Source organism: Kitasatospora sp. NPDC059817 (genome assembly GCF_042731835.1).
Classification (GTDB): domain Bacteria; phylum Actinomycetota; class Actinomycetes; order Streptomycetales; family Streptomycetaceae; genus Kitasatospora.
The window spans coordinates 13,320-31,371 of the sequence record NZ_JBHWIR010000085.1 but is presented as its reverse complement, the minus strand read 5'-3'; the positions used below and the strand labels follow the sequence as shown (position 1 = coordinate 31,371).

Here is an 18,052-nt window from a genome sequence, read left to right as displayed (position 1 = left end):
GGCTCCCAGTAGACGACTGGGTTGATAGGCCGGATATGGAAGCCCTGTGAGGGGTGGAGTTGACCGGTACTAATAGGCCGAGGGCTTGTCCTCAGTTGCTCGCGTCCACTGTGTTGTTCTGAAACAACGACCCCAACCCGTTTGGCTACGGGGTTGGTGCGGTTGACAGTTTCATAGTGTTTCGGTGGTCATAGCGTGAGGGAAACGCCCGGTTACATTCCGAACCCGGAAGCTAAGCCTTACAGCGCCGATGGTACTGCAGGGGGGACCCTGTGGGAGAGTAGGACGCCGCCGAACAATCATTCACAGAGAACCCCCATCCGGGAAACCGGATGGGGGTTCTTTGCATTTCCGGTGACGTATCGTCGGGGCATGGACGATCAGACAGCGGTCATTGCGAACAGTGTGCTCCGCCCCGAGCAGCGCGACGGCGCCCTGCGCGTTCTGGCGGACGCCCAGGCGGTGGACGGCCGGGCTGCCGTGTCCGAGCAGGGCCGGCTTCGGCTGCGTTCCTCGGATACGCCGCGCCCCGGCGTGAGCCACTTCATCGAGAGTGAGAACGCCGCCGCCGTCGGTTACGGGCAGCTCGAAGTCCAGGAGGGCTCCGCCGCCAATCCCGCCGCCAACCCCGCCGCCGAGCTGGTGGTCGACCCGGCCGCCCGCGGCCGCGGCCTGGCCCGGCCGCTGGTGGACGCGGTGCTGGCACAGGCCCACCGGGCCGGCCGCGACGCGGTGGACTTCTGGGTGCACGGCGGTCACCCGGCGGCCCGGCACCTGGCCGGCCGGTACGGGGCCGAGCTGGTCCGAGAGCTGCGGCAGATGCGCCGCACCGGGCCGCAGACCGAGGCCGTCGCCGTCCCCGAGGGCGTCGAGCTCCGGACCTTCCGCCCCGGCGAGGACGACGCCGAGTGGCTGCGGTTGAACGCGCTGGCCTTCGCCCACCACCCGGAGCAGGGCTCCTGGACGGAGCGGGACCTGGCCGAGCGGCTGGCCGAGCCCTGGTTCGATCCGGCCGGTTTCTTCCTCGCCACCCGGGGCGGCAAGGTGGTCGGCTTCCACTGGACGAAGGTGCACCCGGCCACCGCCACCGAGCCGGCGCTCGGCGAGGTCTACGTGGTCGGGGTGGACCCGGCCGAGCAGGGCAGCGGTCTAGGCCGTGCCCTGACCGCTGCCGGTCTGCGTCACCTGACCGGTTCGGACGCCGGCGGGCGCGGACTGGAGACGGTCCTGCTCTACGTCGACGCCGACAATCCGGCCGCGGTGCGGGTATATGAACGACTGGGGTTCACCATCCACGAGGTGGACCTCATGTACCGCGTCCAGTACCGCGCGGACCAGGCGGCCTAGGACCGGACAGGACCTACAGGACCGGGCAGGGCCTAGCGGCTCCGGGCGGTCCGGGGCAAGGGGTCGGACGTCACCGGCCCTTGCCCCGACCGACTCAGCTTTCCTCCTGGCCATGCGGTGTTTACCGTGGATTCAATTGCTGCCGCGAAGATCACAGGATGAAGTCCGTAGTGTCTCGCTCGTGCAGAGTCGACCGCCACGTGCCGGCCGGCCCTGTACGGACCGCGCCCGGCGGGTGGGCGTTGGCCCTGGGCGAGGACGACGGCCCGCAGAGCCATTCGCGTCCGGACGACGTCCTGCTGCTGGAGGAGCTGGAGCCCATGAGCATCCCCCGCCCCGTCTCTGCCTCGCTGTCCCCGCCGGCCAGGATGTCCGGTGCGCTGGGGATACCGCCCGAGCTGCCGGCCGAGGACGAGCAGGAGTTCGACGCACTGCCGGAGGGCCGCTTCCTGGACCGCGAGCGCAGTTGGCTGGCGTTCAACGAGCGGGTCCTGGAACTGGCCGAGGACCCAGGGATCCCGCTGCTGGAGCGGGCCAAGTTCCTCGCCATCTTCGCGAGCAACCTGGACGAGTTCTTCATGGTCCGGGTGGCCGGGCTGAAGCGCCGGATCGCGACGGGCGTCGCCCAGCGCAGCGCGTCCGGCCTCCAGCCGCGCGAGGTGCTGGACCTGATCTGGACCCGCTCGCGTGAGCTGATGGCGCGGCACGCCGCCGCCTTCCAGCAGGAGGTGCTGCCGGACCTCGCCACCGAGGGCATCGAGGTGGTCCGCTGGCCGGAGCTGGCCGAGAAGGAGCAGGCCCGGCTGCACACCCTGTTCCGGCAGAAGATCTTCCCGGTCCTCACCCCGCTGGCGGTCGACCCGGCGCACCCCTTCCCGTACATATCGGGGCTCTCGCTCAACCTGGCCGTGGTGGTGCGCAACCCGGTGTCGGGGCACAAGCACTTCGCCCGGGTGAAGGTGCCGCAGTCGCTGGCCCGCTTCCTGGAGGCCTCGCCGCAGCGTTACGTCCCGCTGGAGGACGTGATGGGCGCGCACCTGGAGGAGCTGTTCCCGGGCATGGAGGTGCTCGCCCACCACGCCTTCCGGGTGACCCGCAACGAGGACCTGGAGGTGGAGGAGGACGACACCGAGAACATCCTCAAGGCCCTGGAGAAGGAGCTGATGCGGCGGCGTTTCGGCCCGCCGGTGCGGCTGGAGGTCGAGGAGTCGATCGATCCCTACATCCTGGACCTGCTGGTGCGGGAGCTGAACATCACCGAGGCGGAGGTCTTCCCGCTGCCCGGTCCGCTCGACCTGACCGGTCTGTTCGGGATCGCCGAACTGGACCGCCCGGAGCTGAAGTACCCGAAGTTCGTGGCGGGCACCGCCCGCGGGCTGACGGACGTCGAGTCGGCGTCCCAGCCGGACATCTTCGCCGCGATGCGCGAGCGGGACGTCCTGCTGCACCACCCGTACGACAGTTTCTCCACCTCGGTGCAGGCCTTCCTGGAGCAGGCCGCCGCCGACCCGGACGTCCTGGCGATCAAGCAGACGCTGTACCGCACCTCCGGTGACTCGCCGATCGTGGACGCGCTGATAGACGCGGCGGAGTCGGGCAAGCAGGTGCTGGTCCTGGTCGAGATCAAGGCGCGCTTCGACGAGCAGGCCAACATCAAGTGGGCCCGCAAGCTGGAGGAGGCCGGCTGCCACGTGGTCTACGGCCTGGTCGGGCTGAAGACGCACTGCAAGCTGTCGCTGGTGGTCCGGCAGGAGGGTGACACCCTGCGCCGCTACTCGCACGTCGGCACCGGCAACTACCACCCGAAGACCGCCCGGCTGTACGAGGACCTGGGGCTGCTGACCTCGGACCCGCAGGTCGGCGCCGACCTCTCGGACCTCTTCAACCGGCTGTCCGGCTACTCGCGCCGGGAGTCCTACCGCCGCCTGCTGACCGCCCCGCGCGGCCTGCGCGACGGGCTGGTCTCCCGGATCCACAACGAGATCGCCCACCACCGGGCCGGCCGGCCGGCGTACGTGAAGCTCAAGGTCAACTCGATCGTCGACGAGGCCGTGATCGACGCGCTGTACCGGGCCTCGCAGGCCGGCGTGCCGGTCGACGTCTGGGTGCGCGGGATCTGTGCGATCCGGCCGGGCGTGCCGGGGCTGAGCGAGAACGTCCGGGTCCGCAGCATCCTGGGCCGCTTCCTGGAGCACTCCCGGGTCTTCGTCTTCGGCAACAACAGCGATCCGGAGGTCTGGATCGGCAGCGCCGACATGATGCACCGCAACCTGGACCGCCGGATCGAGGCGCTGATGCGGATCACCGACCCGGCCCACCGGGCCGAGCTGTCCGGCCTGATCGACCTCGGGATGTCGGACGAGACCGAGTCCTGGCACCTGGGGCAGGACGGCACGTGGACCCGCCACTCGCAGGACGCCGAGGGCCGGCCGCTGCGGCACGTCCAGGATCTGCTGATCGACTCGCGCCTGCGCCGCCGGGCCGCCGCCTCGCGCTGACGCGACCACTGATGCGAGCCGCTGGAACCGCAGGGGACCGGTTCCAGCGGTCGGCCACCAGCCCCGGGGGGACGAACCCGGGGGAACGGGGATCTACCACGCCATGACCGATGCGCCGATGACGGCCCAGGCGGCCGCCACCACGACCGCCGGGGACATCCTCTCCAGCCACCTCACCGCCCAGGCCGGCGCGTTCCTGCGCGCCCTGCCGCTGACGGTGGGCGAGGTCGGCGCCAGACCGGGGACGGCCGCGGTCGTCCCGGCGGCCGGTACCGCCGACCTGCTGCGGGCGGTCCGGCGGATCGGCGGGCTGCTGCACACCTTCGGCTCCGTCTTCGAGCAGGCCTGGGCCCAGGAGTCGCGCACCGAGCTGCGCTGGCTGCTCAACCTGCTGGCGCTGGAGCCCGGTTACGTCCGCCGTTCGGCCCGGCTGCTGGGCGCGCTGGACTCGCTGAGCGGCAGCGATCCGGACGGGACGGGCATGCTGGCCGGGCACGTCGGGGCGCCCAAGGCGCGGGCGCTGCTGGACCGGCAGCTGACCCTGGCCCGGACCAGGGCGCACTCCTCGGTGCTCCAGGAGCTCCGGTCGGCCCGGCTGCACGCGCTGGCGGACCGGATGACGCTGCTGGTCGGCGATGCCCCGCTGCTGGAGTCGGCGGGCGGCCGGGCGCCGGCGGTGCTGCTGCCGCAGGCGGCCGCCGCGTTCACGGCGCTGTCGGCGAGCGCCCAGCAGCTGCCGCTGCACCGGGCCGCCACGCCGTACGGCGGCGACGGGCTGCGCCGGCTGGGCGCCGTCCCGGCGGCGCGCGGCGCGGTGGACGCGGACACGGCGCTGGCGGCCGACGACGCGCCGTGGGCACGGACGCGGATCCTGGTGAAGCGGGCCCGGTACGCGCTGGAGGTGTGCGGTCGCGGGTCCGCCGAACTGGACGAGCTGGACGGGGTGCTGGGCCGGCACCAGGAGGCGGCGGACGCCGCGGTCACCGCGGCCACCGCCGCGCGGACCCCGCGGATCACCCCGGCGACCGCCTACGTGCTGGGCGTGGTGCATGCTGATCAGCGACTGGAGGTGGAGGCGGCGCGGTACGCCTTCGGCCGCCGGTGGCCCGACCTCCCGCCCGGTCCGGACGGCTGGCCGGACCTCCCCCCTGCCGAGGGCTGGGGGCATTCCCCCGTACCACGGACGGCCTGAATTGCGCGATCGCCTGAGCACCGGGCCGGCAGTGGACGCGGCCGCGACCGGGGCGGGGCACGCCCGGGTGATCCTGGCGGCGGGCGCGGTGCTGTGGCTGCCGGGCCGGCCGAAGAAGAGCGGCCGGCTGGGGCGGCCGCGGATCGCGGTGATCCACCGGCCCAAGTACGACGACTGGAGCCTGCCGAAGGGCAAGCTCGACCCGGGGGAGGGGGTCGTCGCGGCGGCGCTGCGCGAGGTGCGCGAGGAGACCGGGTTCGCCTGCCTGCTCGGTCCGGAGCTGCCGGCCCAGCACTACCTGGCGCAGGGCCGGCCGAAGGAGGTGCGCTACTGGGCGGCGGTGCCGTCGAGCGGGGCGTTCCGGCCGAACCGCGAGGTGGACCGGCTGGAGTGGCTGCCCGCCGGGAAGGCCCGTGCCCGGTTGACGCACGACCGCGACCGGTTGCTGGTCGACGCCCTGCTGGCGATCCTGGGTGCGAAGCCCGTACGGGCGAGCGGTCACCATCGGTGAGGGACGAGCGGTCTCCATCGGTGAAGGAACGGTGGAAGTGATCTCGTCGCGCCCTTGCCGTGACGCAACCGTGACTACCTGACGTAGTTTCCTGTCATCCTTTCGAGGTTCACTCTCCGTTCACTTGTGACCGGCTGTCGTGTCACCTACCCGGCCTAACTTCGGGTTTACCGGAGGGCCGAACGGGCCCCGGACCACAGCAGAACCCGCGCTCCGCCGTCCTCGCACGGCCCGCGCGACGGGCAATGCCACAGAAAGGGACACCCCTGTGAAGCTCCAGCGGAACGGCCGCTCCAAGGCCCTCGCCATCGGTGCCATGGCGCTCGTCAGCTCGCTGTCGCTCGCTGCCTGCGGCTCGGACGACAACGGCGCCAAGGCCGCCGGTGGCTCCAGCGGCTCCGCTTCGGCCGCCGCGGTCAACTGTGGCAAGGGCGGGACGCTGCTCGCTGCGGGCTCGACGGCTCAGGCCAACGCGATCGACGTGTGGAAGACCACCTACGGCGCGTCCTGCTCCGGCACCACCGTCAACTACAGCGGTGGCGGCTCCGGCGCCGGTGTCCAGCAGTTCAACCAGGGCAAGGTCGCCTTCGCCGGCACCGACTTCGCGCTCAAGCCCGCCGACGTCGACGCCTCCAAGACGGTCTGCACCGGTGGCAAGGCGATCGACCTGCCGCTGGTCGCGGGTCTCGTCTCGCTGGTCTACAACGTCGACAACGTCGACAACCTGGTCCTGGACGGCCCGACCTCCGCCAAGATCTTCGACTCGCAGATCACCAAGTGGAACGACCCGGCGATCGCCGCCCTGAACCCGGGCGTGCAGCTGCCGGACGCCGAGATCCAGACCGTCCACCGTTCGGACGACTCCGGGACCTCCTACAACCTCACCTCCTACTTCGCCAAGACCTCCGGTGGCGCCTGGACCGCGGCGCCGGAGAAGGCGTGGAAGGGCAAGGGCGGCCAGTCCGCCCAGGGCAGCGCCGGCGTCTCCGCGCAGATCAAGCAGGTCAAGAACTCCATCGGCTACGCCGAGCTGTCCTACGCGCAGAGCAACAACCTCAAGAGCGCCAAGATCGCCACCGGTGCGGCCAAGCCCGTCGAGGCGACCGCGGCCAACGCCGCCCTCACCTTCGCCTCCTCCACCGTCGTGGGCACCGACGGCGACCTCGCCCTCTCCCTGGACTACGGGACCAAGGCCGACAACGCCTACCCGATCATCCTGGTGACCTACGAGATCGCCTGCGACAAGGGCAACAAGCCGGAGAACCTGGACAACCTCAAGTCCTTCCTGACCTACGCGGTCAGCGACGCCGCGCAGAAGGCGATCGGCGACAAGGGCTACGTCCCGCTCCCCGCCGCCATCAGCGACAAGGTCAAGGCCGCCGTCTCCTCCCTGGCCTGACCCGACAGGAGCACCGGTGGGACGGCCCCGTGAGCGAGGGGGGCCGGGGTCGTCCCACCGGAACGCACCGACCCAGCACGAACGTCCGGGGCACCGCCGCCATGGTGCCGTCCCCCTTCCGGGGCGGCACCACCAGACCGGAGTAGACAATGACTTCATCCTCCCCTGCCGCCCCGCGAGGCAGGGAACGCCGACCGCGCGACAGCCGCTTCGGCGACAAGATCTTCATGAACCTCGCCCGCGGTTCGGGCATCCTGCTGCTGGTCATCATGGCCGCGATCGCCGGCTTCCTGGCCTGGCGCGCGGTCCTGGCGCTCAGCACCAACGAGGGCAACTTCCTCACCACCTTCGAGTGGACGCCGGACGCCACGAAGCCGGTCTTCGGCATCGCCGTCCTGGCCTTCGGCACCCTCGTCAGCGCCGTCATCGCGATGGCGATCGCCGTCCCGGTGGCCATCGGGATCGCGCTGTTCATCTCGCACTACGCGCCGCGGAAGATCGCCCAGCCGTTCGCCTACCTGGTCGACCTGCTCGCCGCCGTCCCCAGCATCGTCTACGGCCTGTGGGGCGCGCTCTTCCTGGTCCCGCACATGGACGGCCTGACCAGCTGGCTCAACCAGTACCTCGGCTGGACGTACCTCTTCGACCAGACCAAGTCCGGCACCCCGCGCAACCTGTTCACCGTCGGCATCCTGCTGGCGATCATGGTCCTGCCGATCATCACGGCGGTCTCCCGCGAGGTGTTCCGCCAGGTGCCGCGGATGCAGGAGGAGGCGGCGCTCGCGCTCGGCGCGACCCGCTGGGAGATGATCCGCACCGCGGTGCTGCCGTTCGGCCGCCCCGGCATCATCTCGGCCTCGATGCTCGGCCTCGGGCGCGCGCTCGGTGAGACCATCGCCGTCGCGGTGGTGCTGTCCGCGAGCAACGTGCTCTCGCTGCACATCCTGGACGCGGGCGGCGGCACCTTCGCGCAGAACATCGCGCTGAAGTTCGCCGAGGCCGGCAACAACGGGCGCGACGCCCTGATGGCCTCCGGCCTCGTCCTGTTCGTCATCACCCTGCTGGTGAACGGTGCCGCGCGACTGATCATCGCCCGCCGCAAGGAGTACTCGGGGGCCAACGCATGACCGCGGCAACGACTTCCGTCACGGCCGACGCCCGGCCGCTCAGCCGGTCGCTGACCGCCAACCGGCTGCCCAAGTGGGCCCCGGCCGCCGTCGCGGTCGGCTCGATCGCGCTCGGCTGCGGGATCGGCGCCGTCGGCGGGCTGGAGAGCCACCTGCAGTGGGGCCTGATCTCGGCCGTGCTGTTCCTGCTGATCAGCTACGGCGTCTCGGCCCAGGTCGAGGGCCGCCGCCAGGCCAAGGACCGGTTCGCCACCTCGGTGGTCTGGGTCGCCTTCATCCTGGCCGTGGTCCCGCTGATCTCCCTGACGGTCTACACGATCCAGCAGGGCATCGGCGTGGTGAACGGGAACTTCCTGAGCCACTCGATGAAGGGCGTGATCGCCTCCGGCCCCGGCGGCGGCATCTACCACGCGCTGCTCGGCACCATGCAGCAGGTCGCCCTGGCCACCGCGATGGCCGCCCCGGTGGGTCTGCTGACCGCCGTCTACCTGGTCGAGTACGGCCGCGGCACGCTCGCCAAGACCGTCACCTTCTTCGTCGACGTCATGACGGGCATCCCGTCGATCGTCGCCGGTCTGTTCGTCCTCTCGCTCTGGAACATCGCCCTGGGCTTCAGCTACTCGGGCTTCTCGGGCAGCCTCGCACTGGCGATCCTGATGATGCCGGTCGTGGTCCGGTCCACCGAGGAGATGCTCAAGCTCGTCCCGAACGAGCTGCGCGAGGCCTCGTACGCGCTCGGCGTGCCGAAGTGGAAGACCATCCTGCGGATCGTCCTCCCCACCGCGATCGGCGGCATCACCACCGGCGTGATGCTGGCGGTCGCCCGCATCACGGGCGAGACCGCCCCGGTGCTGATGCTGGTCTTCGGCGCCGACGCCATCAACAGCAACCCGTTCGACGGACCGCAGCAGTCCCTGCCGATGTACATCTGGCAGCAGTACTCGGTGGTCAACAACGACTTCGGCTACGCCCGCGCCTGGGGCGCCGCGCTGGTGCTGATCGCCTTCGTGATGGGGCTCAACCTCATCGCCCGGGGCATCGCACGCTGGCGCTCGCCCAAGGGCGGACACTGACCGACTGACGTACGAAGACAGACGAGAGAAGCAACGATCATGGCCAAGCGCATCGACGTCAGCGGACTGTCCGCCTACTACGGCACCACCAAGGCCATCGAGGACATCTCGATGAGCATCGAACCCCGCTCGGTGACCGCCTTCATCGGCCCCTCCGGCTGCGGCAAGTCCACCTTCCTGCGCACCCTCAACCGGATGCACGAGGTGATCCCCGGCGCCCGGGTCGAGGGCAAGGTCCTCCTGGACGACGAGAACCTCTACGCCTCGAACGTCGACCCGGTCGCCGTCCGCCGCTCGGTCGGCATGGTCTTCCAGCGCCCGAACCCGTTCCCGACCATGTCGATCTACGACAACGTGATCGCCGGCCTCAAGCTCGCGGGCGTGCGCAAGAAGTCCGTCCTGGACGAGGTGGTCGAGCGCTCGCTGAAGGGCGCCAACCTCTGGAACGAGGTCCACACCCGGCTGAACAAGCCGGGAGCCGGCCTCTCCGGCGGCCAGCAGCAGCGGCTGTGCATCGCCCGCGCCATCGCGGTCGAACCGCAGGTCCTGCTGATGGACGAGCCCTGCTCCGCGCTCGACCCGATCTCCACCCTCGCGATCGAGGACCTGATCGGCGAGCTGAAGTCGCAGTTCACCATCGTCATCGTGACCCACAACATGCAGCAGGCGGCCCGCGTCAGCGACCGCACCGCCTTCTTCAACCTGGCCGGCGTCGGCCAGCCGGGCAAGCTGGTCGAGCTGGACGACACCCAGCGGATCTTCTCCAACCCGTCGGTCCAGGCGACCGAGGACTACATCTCCGGCCGCTTCGGCTAGGCCGTACCCCCGCCACCGGCCGACGGACCGCGGTGTCCGGAGGCGAACGGCGAGCACACAGGCTGCTCCGCGGTGCTGCATGGCGGTGCCGCCGTGGAGCATGAAGAAGGGCCCGCCCCCGAGATGTGGGGGCGGGCCCTGTCACGTGCGGGGCCGGTCAGCCCCAGAACAGGTGGGCGAACCAGTACACCAGCGCTGCGACGATGGCGGCCGCCGGCATCGTGATGAACCAGCCGAGCACGATGTTCTTGGCGACGCCCCAGCGCACCGCGCGGATCCGCTTGGTGGCCCCCGCGCCCATGATCGCCGCGGTGATCACGTGGGTGGTGGAGATCGGCGCCTTGAAGACGAACGAGGTGACGTACATGACCGTCGCGGCGGTGGCCTCGGCGGCGAAGCCCTGCGGCGGGTCCAGCTCGATGATCTTGCGTCCGAGCGTCCGCATGATCCGCCAGCCGCCCGCGTAGGTGCCCAGCGAGAGCATCGTGGCGCAGGAGATCTTCACCCACACCGGGATGCCCTCGCCGGAGTGGTGGCCGGAGATGGTGAGGGCCATCACCACGATGCCCATGGTCTTCTGCGCGTCCTGCAGACCGTGCGCCAGCGCCATCGCGGCGGCCGAGGCGGTCTGGGCGACCCGGAAGTTGCGCTTGGCCTTGTGCGGGTTGGCCCGGCGGAAGATCCACAGGATCGCCAGCATCACCAGGAAGCCGCCGACCAGGCCGACCACCGGCGAGACGATCATCGGGATGACGATCTTGTCGAGGACGCCGCCCCAGATCACGTCGATGCCGCCGGCCATGGCCGCGCCCACCATGCCGCCGAACAGCGCGTGCGAGGAGGAGGACGGCAGACCGAAGTACCAGGTGACCAGGTTCCAGGCGATCGCCCCGACCAGTGCGGCGAACAGGATCACCATGCCCCGGTCGCCGGTGGGGGTCTCGATGATCCCCTGGGAGACGGTGTGCGCCACGCCGCTGCCGAGGAAGGCGCCGGCCAGGTTCATCACCGCGGCCATCGCCAGCGCGGCCCTGGGGGTCAGCGCCCGGGTGGAGACCGAGGTGGCGATCGCGTTCGCGGAGTCGTGGAAGCCGTTGGTGTAGGTGAAGAAGAACGCAACGCCGACGACGGCGATGAGTGCTGCCATGTCCACGAGGGTCAGGACTCCTTGACGGCGATGGTCTCCACCGTGTTGGCGACGTGCTCGAACGCGTCCGCCGCCTCCTCAAGAACGTCCACGACCTGCTTGAGCTTGAGCACCTCGATGGCGTCGTACTGGCCGGAGAACAGGTGGGCGAGCAGCTTGCGGTGGATCTGGTCGGCCTGGTTCTCCAGCCGGTTGACCTCGATCCAGTACTCGGTGAGGTTCGACATGCTGCGCAGGTTCGGCATCGCCTCGGCGGTGAGCTCGGCGGCCCGGGCCAGCACCTCGATCTGCTGCTCGATCCCCTTCGGCAGCGTCTGGATGTCGTAGAGGACGACCAGGTCGACGGCCTCCTCCATGAAGTCCATGATGTCGTCCAGCGACGAGGCGAGGTTGTAGATGTCCTCGCGGTCGAAGGGCGTGATGAAGGACGAGTTCAGCTGGTGGAACACGGCATGGGTGGTGTCGTCCCCGGCGTGCTCGGCGGCGCGCATGCGCTCGACGATCTCCGCGCGGGCCGACACGTCTGATCCCAGCAGTTCCAGCAGGAGCTTCGAACCGACGACGAGGTTCTCCGCGGCGGCAGAGAACATGTCGTAGAAGCTCGTCTCCTTCGGGGTCAGGCTAAAACGCACGGAAATCTCCGATGTGCGGGGTAGGGACTGAACGATGCTAGGTGCAACCAAGCGCAATCGTGCAAACGGGGTGGTGATGGTGGAGGCGGAACCTCCTCTTCCGTTCGGCTGCCGCACCAGCTGACCCGGACCGCACACCCAGGTGCGGACGTGAGCCCCCAGTCTGACGGAACCTCGCCCGGATTGTCCCCGTGGTACGTACGGAAGACGGGGGCGCCGCTCAGACGGGTGAACCGCGCGGCGGGCCGCCCGCAGCCCGGTCGCAGCCCGTTCGCAGACCGTCCGGAACCCGTCCCGAACCCTTCGGCACATGCCGCGTCGGCCGTCGGAACACCACGGACGGCCCCGGTGTTGGACACTGGTGGCCGACGCAGCCACCAGGCATCCAGACGAAGGCGGGCCGATGACCACGACGCAAGCGCGCACCGAGCCGGACCACGGGCACGGCACCGACGCGCAGGCCGACGCACCCGCCGTCCCCGCGGCCGCCGCAGGACATCAGGGCGGGCACGGCCCGCACGGCTACAGCGCCCAGAAGGACGCCCACCTCAAGCGGCTGCGCCGGATCGAGGGCCAGATCCGCGGCCTCCAGCGCATGGTCGACGAGGACGTCTACTGCATCGACGTGCTCACCCAGGTCTCGGCCGGAACCAAGGCGCTGCAGTCCTTCGCACTGTCCCTGCTGGAGGAGCACCTGCGGCACTGCGTCGCGGCCGCCGCCGAGGAGGGCGGCGCCGAACTCGACGCCAAGGTCACGGAGGCCACGGCCGCGATCGCTCGGCTGCTGCGCAGCTGAGGCCGGGCCTGGTCCGGGCCGGGCGCGCGGGTCCGGACCGCCAACACCCCCAGCCGCGAACGTCCCTGGGCCGCGAACGCCCCTGGGCCGGGAGCGACCTAACCGTCGGCCTGCCGGCAGGCCTCGCCGTCGGTCCGCCCCGGCTCGGCCCGGTCGAGCAGCACCTCGTCGATCCGCTCGGTCGGCAGCCGGTCGCCGGTGCTGGCCGTCGCGGCGATCATCAGCTCGCCGGCCAGATCGATCTCGTCGAGGGCCGCGTCGTCGTGGCCGCCGCTGCGGCCGCCCGTGGACGACACCACCTGCACCACCCCTTCAGTGCCTCGCCAGCCCGGGCGGCAGCCACCCGACGTCCAGCCTAGGCACTTCGGAGCCCGTCCACATGGCACGGACGGGCCATCTCGGCGCCGCCGAAACGGGTGACCGCCGCTCCCCGGGCGGCCACCCGCTCCGGCGGCTCCCCGGTTCGCCCCGGCGCCGGAGCCCTGCCCCGGCGGCCTACTTCGGGCTCTCCGAGGGCTTCATCGCGTAGATGTCCGAGGCCGGCGGCTCGGCCGCCTTCACCGGCTTGCCGAAGTCCGTCACCGAGGTGGTCGACGTCACCTTCACCTGGTCCTTGGCCTCCTTCGAACCGGCCACCCCGGCGAAGGTGAACACCTCGACCACCTTGTGCAGCCGGCCCTGGTCGTCCAGCCAGGCGTCGTACGGGACCTCCTTCACGGTGAAGGTTTGGGCCCCCATCCGCAGGCCGTCCCCGCCGCGGCCGCCGGTCGCGTCGGCCGCCTTGGCCAGGTCCAGGGTGCCGCGGTAGTGGTGCAGCGCCACCCCGTCGACAGTCTCGGTGCCGACCGCGTCCGCCTTCTGCGCCCCGCGCAGGGCGCCCGCCGCCGAGGCCGGGTCGGTGGCGCCGCTGCTGACCAGGTTGCCGTCCGGCAGTTGGCGCACGTCCAGCTTGACCCACTTGCCCTCGGGCACCTTGGCGCCGCTGTTCTGCAGGTAGACGGTGCCCGGCAGGACCACCTCGACGATCTTCCCGGTGGTCGCCGCGCCCGGCGGCACCTGGACCTCCAGCTGGCCGATCCGCTTCACGTAGTCGTAGCCGCCCGTCCCGGTGAAGACGGCCTTCTTCTCGGACGACTCGGTGACCAGCTCGGTGGCGGTGTGCGCGGAGCCGGTGCGGCCCGTGATGTCGGCGCTGTTGCGCACCGCCGTCAGCGGGTCCGCGGCGAGCTGGTCGGGGGCACCCGACTGCCGGTCGGAGGAGCCGCCGCCGGAGCCGGCCGCGCAGCCGGCGGACAGGCCGGCCAGGGCGGCGGCGAGCAGGGCGGCCCCGGCCGCCGAACGCAGATGCGGCAGCGGACGGCGCCCCGGCCGTCCGCCACGCTGCTGGTCGGTCATCTTCATCCTCGCGACAACCCCCTCGGGCCCGACTGCCCTGCCGACACCACCAGGTGAACAGAGCTCTTTCCGGGCAAACGAGTTGAGCCGCGAAGGGTTACGCGGAAGAGGTCTTGCGGACGGCATCGCGCGCCCGGCGCCCGGCGCGTTACGGTGAACCACGTGCACAGTGAGCTGCCGGCCTTCCCCGGCACCGCCCGGATGCCCGAACACCGTGTCGCGGTCAGCGAGCGCGGTTCCTTCGCCTTCGCGACCTGCAGCTGCGGCTGGTTCTCACCGGCCCGCCGCTCGCGCGACCTTGCCCGGCGCGAGGGGGACGACCACCTCGCCCTCGCCGAGAGCGGCGGCGGACCGGGGTAGCCGGGCCGGGCGGCTCACGCCGCCAGATCGGACTCCGGCGGTTGCTCCTCGGAACGCACCGCCCCGCGCTCACGCCCGCGCCGCCGGCCGCGCGGGCCGGCGCCGGCCCGCTCCGGCGCCCGGATCAGCGGGGCGAGGGCGGTCCGGCCCAGCGCGTGGCAGAGCGGGACCAGCACCGCCATCGCGATCGGCGCCAGCAGCAGCACCACCGCGGCGGCGAGCGCGAATCCGCCGATCACGTCGGTCGGGTAGTGCACGCCCATGAACATCCGGCAGAAGCCCTGCAACAGGGCCAGGCCCCCGGCGATCCAGCCGAGCCGCCGGTTCACCAGGAACAGTGCCACCGCCACGCCCATCGTCATGGTCGAGTGGTCGCTGACGAAGGAGTGGGTGCCGGCCTTGCCGTCCACCAGCACCAGTAGCCCGCCGTGGTCGACGAACGGGCGCGGGCGGTTCACGATCGCGGCGATCGGCAGGTTGGCCAGCTCGGCGATGGCGACGGAGAGCGGCACCCAGAGCAGCCCGGCGACGGCCACCGGCGCGTCCGGGCGGCGTCTCGCCTGCAGCCAGGCCACCAGGCCCAGCATCGCCAGGCCGATCAGGATGCCGTACTCACCGATCCACGAGACCAGGTGGTCCAGCCACTGCGGGGAGCGCTTGGCCAGTCCGTTGACGGCGTAGAGCAGGCCGAGGTCGGGGTTGGTCGTGTCGGCAAGCGGCGTCGACACGCCGCACCTCCTTCTGGTCCGCTGCAGCTGTTCGATCCGGTCGGGGCCCTTCCCGGCGCGGGAAGCTGACGGTGGGCCATCGGGATCAACGTCATCGCCGGGGCACAGCGTTCCACGGAAACGCGCGGTTATGGAAACTTGACTCAGCGTCCACAGGGCACTCACACCTCGGGGCCACGGGCGGCTCAGTTCCTCGCTGCCGGCCGCCCCGCCCCGGCGGGGTCCGGGCCGGTCGGGGCGGGTGGTGCGGCGGCCGCAGGCGGTCCGGCGGCGGGCGGGGTGGCGGCGCCGCTGGGGCTCGCCAGGGCTGCCGGGGCCACCGGGGCCGAGGGGGTGGTCGCCGCGGTCGGGCTGGTCGGGCTGGTCGGGCTGGTCGGCGTCGTCGAGCCAGGGCGGCTCGGGGCGCTCACGGAACCGTCCGCGTTGCGGGCCGGCAGCGCCTGGGCGCCGTCCGAGGTGACCCGGGTCGCGCCGATGTACTCCCTGGTGTCGATCTTGTCGTAGCGGATCACCGCGCCGGTGTGCGGCGCGTTGATCATGTAGCCGCCGCCGACGTAGATCCCGACGTGGTGGATGCTCCGCGGATCGTTCAGGTCCGTCGCCCAGAACACCAGGTCGCCCGGCCGCAGCTGATCGCGCGACGGGTGCGGGCCGGCGTACCACTGGTCGTTCGCCACCCGGGGCAGCGTGATGCCCACGCTGGCGTACGCCGCCTGGGTCAGGCCCGAGCAGTCGAACCGCCCGTTCTGCGAGGGCAGCCCCTCCCCGCCCCACAGGTACGGCGTCCCGAGCTTGCTCTGCGCGAAGTAGATCGCCGCGGCCGACTGCCCGGACACCTCCACCGGCGCCGTGGGCACGGTGAAGCTGCGGGCCATCGCCTGAATGTTCCTCACATAGCCCTGGGTCTCCTTGTACGGCGGCACCCCGTTGTACTTGGTCACCGCGTACGGGCCGGCGTTGTAGGCGGCCAGCAGGTTGGCCTGCCGGTCGCCCGGGACCTTGGCGACGTCCTTCGCGAGCGCGCAGTCGAAGGTGGCCGCCGAGGCGATCGCGTCCAGCGGGTCCCAGACGTCCTTCTTGCCGTCCCCATTGGCATCCGTGCCGTACGCCGCCCAGGTATCGGGCATGAACTGCGCCATTCCCTGTGCCCCGACGCCCGATTGGGCCTTCGGATCGAAACCGCTTTCCTGGTAGAGCTGTGCCGCGAGCATCGGCGGCGAGATCTCCGGGCAGAGCGCGCCCCACTGCTGGATCGGCGCCTGGAACGCCGCCGGGACCGTCCCCGGCGAGAGTGCGGCGTGATTCGCCGACTGCTGCGGCGTCCCACTCGCCGCGAACGTCCCCACCGTCACCAAACCGAGCAACCCGAACGTCACAACTCCCGCAGCGGCGGCGGCCGTACCGGCCTTCCGGAGTACCATCAGCACCATCCCGACGAATCGTCAGTCGAAGTGTTCCGGAAGGCGTTGCTCACCGCAATCATCAGAGATACAAAGAGTGAGCGCTATCCTTCGTACGGTGGACATCCTCGCGTACGTGCCCGGTACCTCACGACCAATCCGCGAGAAGTAGCCAAGTCGACATCAGATCTGGCCAAGAATAGGTACCGACCCTTCGCGCGGGCGGGGTCAGGGCCCTTGAATTTGCCTGATCGGGCGGTGAGATGGAAATGAACCTGAGCAGCGTGCACACGAACGCGATCGGCCACCTGGCCGAGGACCCACCAAAGAAGCCGAATATCGACACCATCATCGGCGGGATCGCCCCGGACTGGGGCCCGTTCGCGACCCTCGGGTCGGAGGCCAGGGTGATGGTCGAGGTCATCATGGCCGTCGCCATCCTCCTCTGCCTCGGCATCGCCGTCTGGGGGGCGGCCAAACAGCGGATCGGTGCGACCGCGATGCGCGACAGCTTCGGCGCCGAACAGGGCAAGGGGCTGATCGTCGCCGGTCTGACCGGCGTGTTCATCATTGGATCACTCGGCACTCTGTTCACCATTGTCTACGGCATGGCGATCTGACGATCGGACAGCAGTAGCCAGGCCCGCCCGCCCCGGGGCCAGGTCCCCGTCCGGACCGCCCCGAGCCCACCCGCCAGCAGTCCACCCCCCGTTCCCACCCTCCGTCCGCGCCCGCCCCCGGCGGAGGGCCCCCGGCGGAGGTCCCCCGGAGCCCCCCGGCTCCCCGCACCAGGAGGGCCGCCGTGCCGTTGTCCGACGACCAGCCGCACACCCGTACGCGGCTGCCGGTCGGCGAACAGCCCTCCTCCCAGCCGACCCAGCGTCAGGCCCGACCGCTCCGCACCCTGCTGACCGTCCTCGTCGTCGTCACCCTGCTCGTCGTGGCCATCTCCATCGCCAACCGCGACAAACCCGACCCCGGCAGCACCGGCCGCTCCGCCGACCACGCCGCCCCCACCGCGCCCGCCGGCGCCGGCCCCGCCCCCAGCGGCGACCAGCCCGTCGGCACCACCACCAACGGCATCGGCTCCGGCTACCCGCACACCGACCAGGGCGCCCAGTCCGCCGCCGCCAACTACGCGGTGGCGATCGGCTCCGCCGACATGTTCCGCGCCGACAGCCGCCACACCATCGTCGCCACCATCGCCGACCCGGGCGCGGTCTCGGGCCTCCAGAGCCGCCTGGACCAGGGGTTCTCTCCCGAGACGGCGGCCAGGTTCGGGGTCGATGCCCAGGGACAGCCGCCCAAGGGGATGGCGTTCGTCAGCCGGACGGTCCCGGTCGGGACCAAGAGCAGCAGTTACACCGCGGAGAGCGTCAAGGTCGACGTCTGGTGCACCGGGTTGTTCGGACTGGCCGGCGAGCGTTCCACCAGGCCGGTGTCCGAGGAGTGGTTCACCCTGGTACTCAGCCTGCGCTGGACCGGGACGGACTGGAAGCTCACCGACTTCAGCCGAGCAGCCGGTCCGGCGCCGGTTCCGCCGGACCAGCAGGCCGCAACCGCCGAGGAGATCACTGGTGCCGTCGAGCAGTTCGGAGGCTTCCGTTATGCCCGCTGACGGTTGTTCCGGT

At 71.0% G+C, this 18,052-nt stretch carries 18 protein-coding genes and 2 rRNA genes; 14 read left to right on the top strand and 6 right to left on the bottom strand.

The genetic code is table 11. The features are described from left to right. From ACFV61_RS19605 to pstB, 10 genes are all read left to right on the top strand, one after another. Positions 1–93: ribosomal RNA gene (locus ACFV61_RS19605) — 23S ribosomal RNA — on the top strand; the annotation flags it as partial. An 87-nt stretch (positions 94–180) separates the two neighbouring features. Beyond that, a 5S ribosomal RNA gene (rrf, locus tag ACFV61_RS19600) occupies positions 181–297 on the top strand. 75 nt (positions 298–372) lie between these two features. Further along, a complete protein-coding gene (mshD, locus tag ACFV61_RS19595; RefSeq protein WP_380492914.1) occupies positions 373–1,347 on the top strand; it encodes a mycothiol synthase in 975 nt (324 codons plus the stop codon). 320 nt (positions 1,348–1,667) lie between these two features. Then, positions 1,668–3,845: an RNA degradosome polyphosphate kinase gene (locus ACFV61_RS19590; RefSeq protein WP_380492918.1), complete on the top strand. Its 2,178-nt coding sequence runs from the start codon at positions 1,668–1,670 to the stop codon at positions 3,843–3,845. Positions 3,846–3,948: 103 nt separating this feature from the next. Beyond that, positions 3,949–5,037: a CHAD domain-containing protein gene (locus ACFV61_RS19585; RefSeq protein ID WP_380492912.1), complete on the top strand. Its 1,089-nt coding sequence runs from the start codon at positions 3,949–3,951 to the stop codon at positions 5,035–5,037. 31 nt (positions 5,038–5,068) lie between these two features. After that, positions 5,069–5,548, top strand: coding sequence for an NUDIX hydrolase (locus ACFV61_RS19580; protein WP_380341900.1), 480 nt, complete (start codon positions 5,069–5,071; stop codon positions 5,546–5,548). Between the two features lie 268 nt (positions 5,549–5,816). Then, entirely contained in the window at positions 5,817–6,947 is a 1,131-nt protein-coding gene (gene pstS, locus ACFV61_RS19575; protein WP_063348287.1) for a phosphate ABC transporter substrate-binding protein PstS, read from the top strand. Between the two features lie 149 nt (positions 6,948–7,096). Then, the gene (pstC, locus tag ACFV61_RS19570; RefSeq protein WP_380492910.1) at positions 7,097–8,074 is read left to right on the top strand and encodes a phosphate ABC transporter permease subunit PstC; all 978 of its coding nucleotides are present in this window, start codon (positions 7,097–7,099) and stop codon (positions 8,072–8,074) included. Beyond that, positions 8,071–9,147 carry a phosphate ABC transporter permease PstA gene (pstA, locus tag ACFV61_RS19565; RefSeq protein ID WP_063348285.1) on the top strand — a complete coding sequence of 359 codons (1,077 nt, stop codon included), beginning with the start codon at positions 8,071–8,073 and terminating at the stop codon, positions 9,145–9,147. The genes pstC and pstA overlap by 4 nt, the downstream gene beginning before the upstream one ends. Positions 9,148–9,186: 39 nt before the next feature. Then, on the top strand, positions 9,187–9,963 hold the full coding sequence (gene pstB / locus ACFV61_RS19560) for a phosphate ABC transporter ATP-binding protein PstB (protein WP_063348284.1): 777 nt from the start codon (positions 9,187–9,189) through the stop codon (positions 9,961–9,963). Positions 9,964–10,120: 157 nt separating this feature from the next. Here the strand turns inward: pstB and ACFV61_RS19555 are convergent, their stop codons facing one another. Together ACFV61_RS19555 and ACFV61_RS19550 are read right to left on the bottom strand one after the other, a co-directional pair. Next, positions 10,121–11,116 (bottom strand): inorganic phosphate transporter, encoded by a 996-nt coding sequence (locus ACFV61_RS19555; protein ID WP_063348283.1) that lies wholly within the window; start codon positions 11,114–11,116, stop codon positions 10,121–10,123. 5 nt (positions 11,117–11,121) lie between these two features. Beyond that, positions 11,122–11,742 (bottom strand): DUF47 domain-containing protein, encoded by a 621-nt coding sequence (locus ACFV61_RS19550; RefSeq protein ID WP_063348282.1) that lies wholly within the window; start codon positions 11,740–11,742, stop codon positions 11,122–11,124. 403 nt (positions 11,743–12,145) lie between these two features. Between ACFV61_RS19550 and ACFV61_RS19545 the strand changes: the two genes are divergently transcribed. After that, complete coding sequence (locus ACFV61_RS19545) at positions 12,146–12,538, top strand: metal-sensitive transcriptional regulator (RefSeq protein ID WP_380487294.1); 393 nt, start codon at positions 12,146–12,148, stop codon at positions 12,536–12,538. Positions 12,539–12,636: 98 nt separating this feature from the next. Here the strand turns inward: ACFV61_RS19545 and ACFV61_RS19540 are convergent, their stop codons facing one another. After that, positions 12,637–12,837: a hypothetical protein gene (locus tag ACFV61_RS19540; protein WP_380492908.1), complete on the bottom strand. Its 201-nt coding sequence runs from the start codon at positions 12,835–12,837 to the stop codon at positions 12,637–12,639. A gap of 196 nt (positions 12,838–13,033) precedes the next feature. Continuing rightward, positions 13,034–13,933, bottom strand: coding sequence for a hypothetical protein (locus tag ACFV61_RS19535; protein ID WP_380492906.1), 900 nt, complete (start codon positions 13,931–13,933; stop codon positions 13,034–13,036). Between the two features lie 162 nt (positions 13,934–14,095). On the opposite strand from ACFV61_RS19535, the gene ACFV61_RS19530 reads away from it, so the two are divergent. Next, entirely contained in the window at positions 14,096–14,293 is a 198-nt protein-coding gene (locus ACFV61_RS19530) for a hypothetical protein (protein ID WP_079136271.1), read from the top strand. Between the two features lie 14 nt (positions 14,294–14,307). On the opposite strand, the gene ACFV61_RS19525 is transcribed toward ACFV61_RS19530, so the two are convergent. Both ACFV61_RS19525 and ACFV61_RS19520 read right to left on the bottom strand, forming a co-directional pair. Continuing rightward, entirely contained in the window at positions 14,308–15,021 is a 714-nt protein-coding gene (locus ACFV61_RS19525; RefSeq protein WP_363376774.1) for a phosphatase PAP2 family protein, read from the bottom strand. Positions 15,022–15,206: 185 nt separating this feature from the next. Then, positions 15,207–16,451, bottom strand: a complete 1,245-nt coding sequence (locus tag ACFV61_RS19520; RefSeq protein ID WP_380492904.1) for an NlpC/P60 family protein — start codon at positions 16,449–16,451, stop codon at positions 15,207–15,209. A gap of 239 nt (positions 16,452–16,690) precedes the next feature. Here ACFV61_RS19520 and ACFV61_RS19515 point away from each other — a divergent pair, with 239 nt between their 5' ends. Beyond that, positions 16,691–17,041 (top strand): hypothetical protein, encoded by a 351-nt coding sequence (locus ACFV61_RS19515; protein WP_063348277.1) that lies wholly within the window; start codon positions 16,691–16,693, stop codon positions 17,039–17,041. Positions 17,042–17,223: 182 nt separating this feature from the next. Further along, complete coding sequence (locus ACFV61_RS19510) at positions 17,224–18,039, top strand: hypothetical protein (protein ID WP_380492902.1); 816 nt, start codon at positions 17,224–17,226, stop codon at positions 18,037–18,039. Positions 18,040–18,052 lie beyond the last annotated feature (13 nt).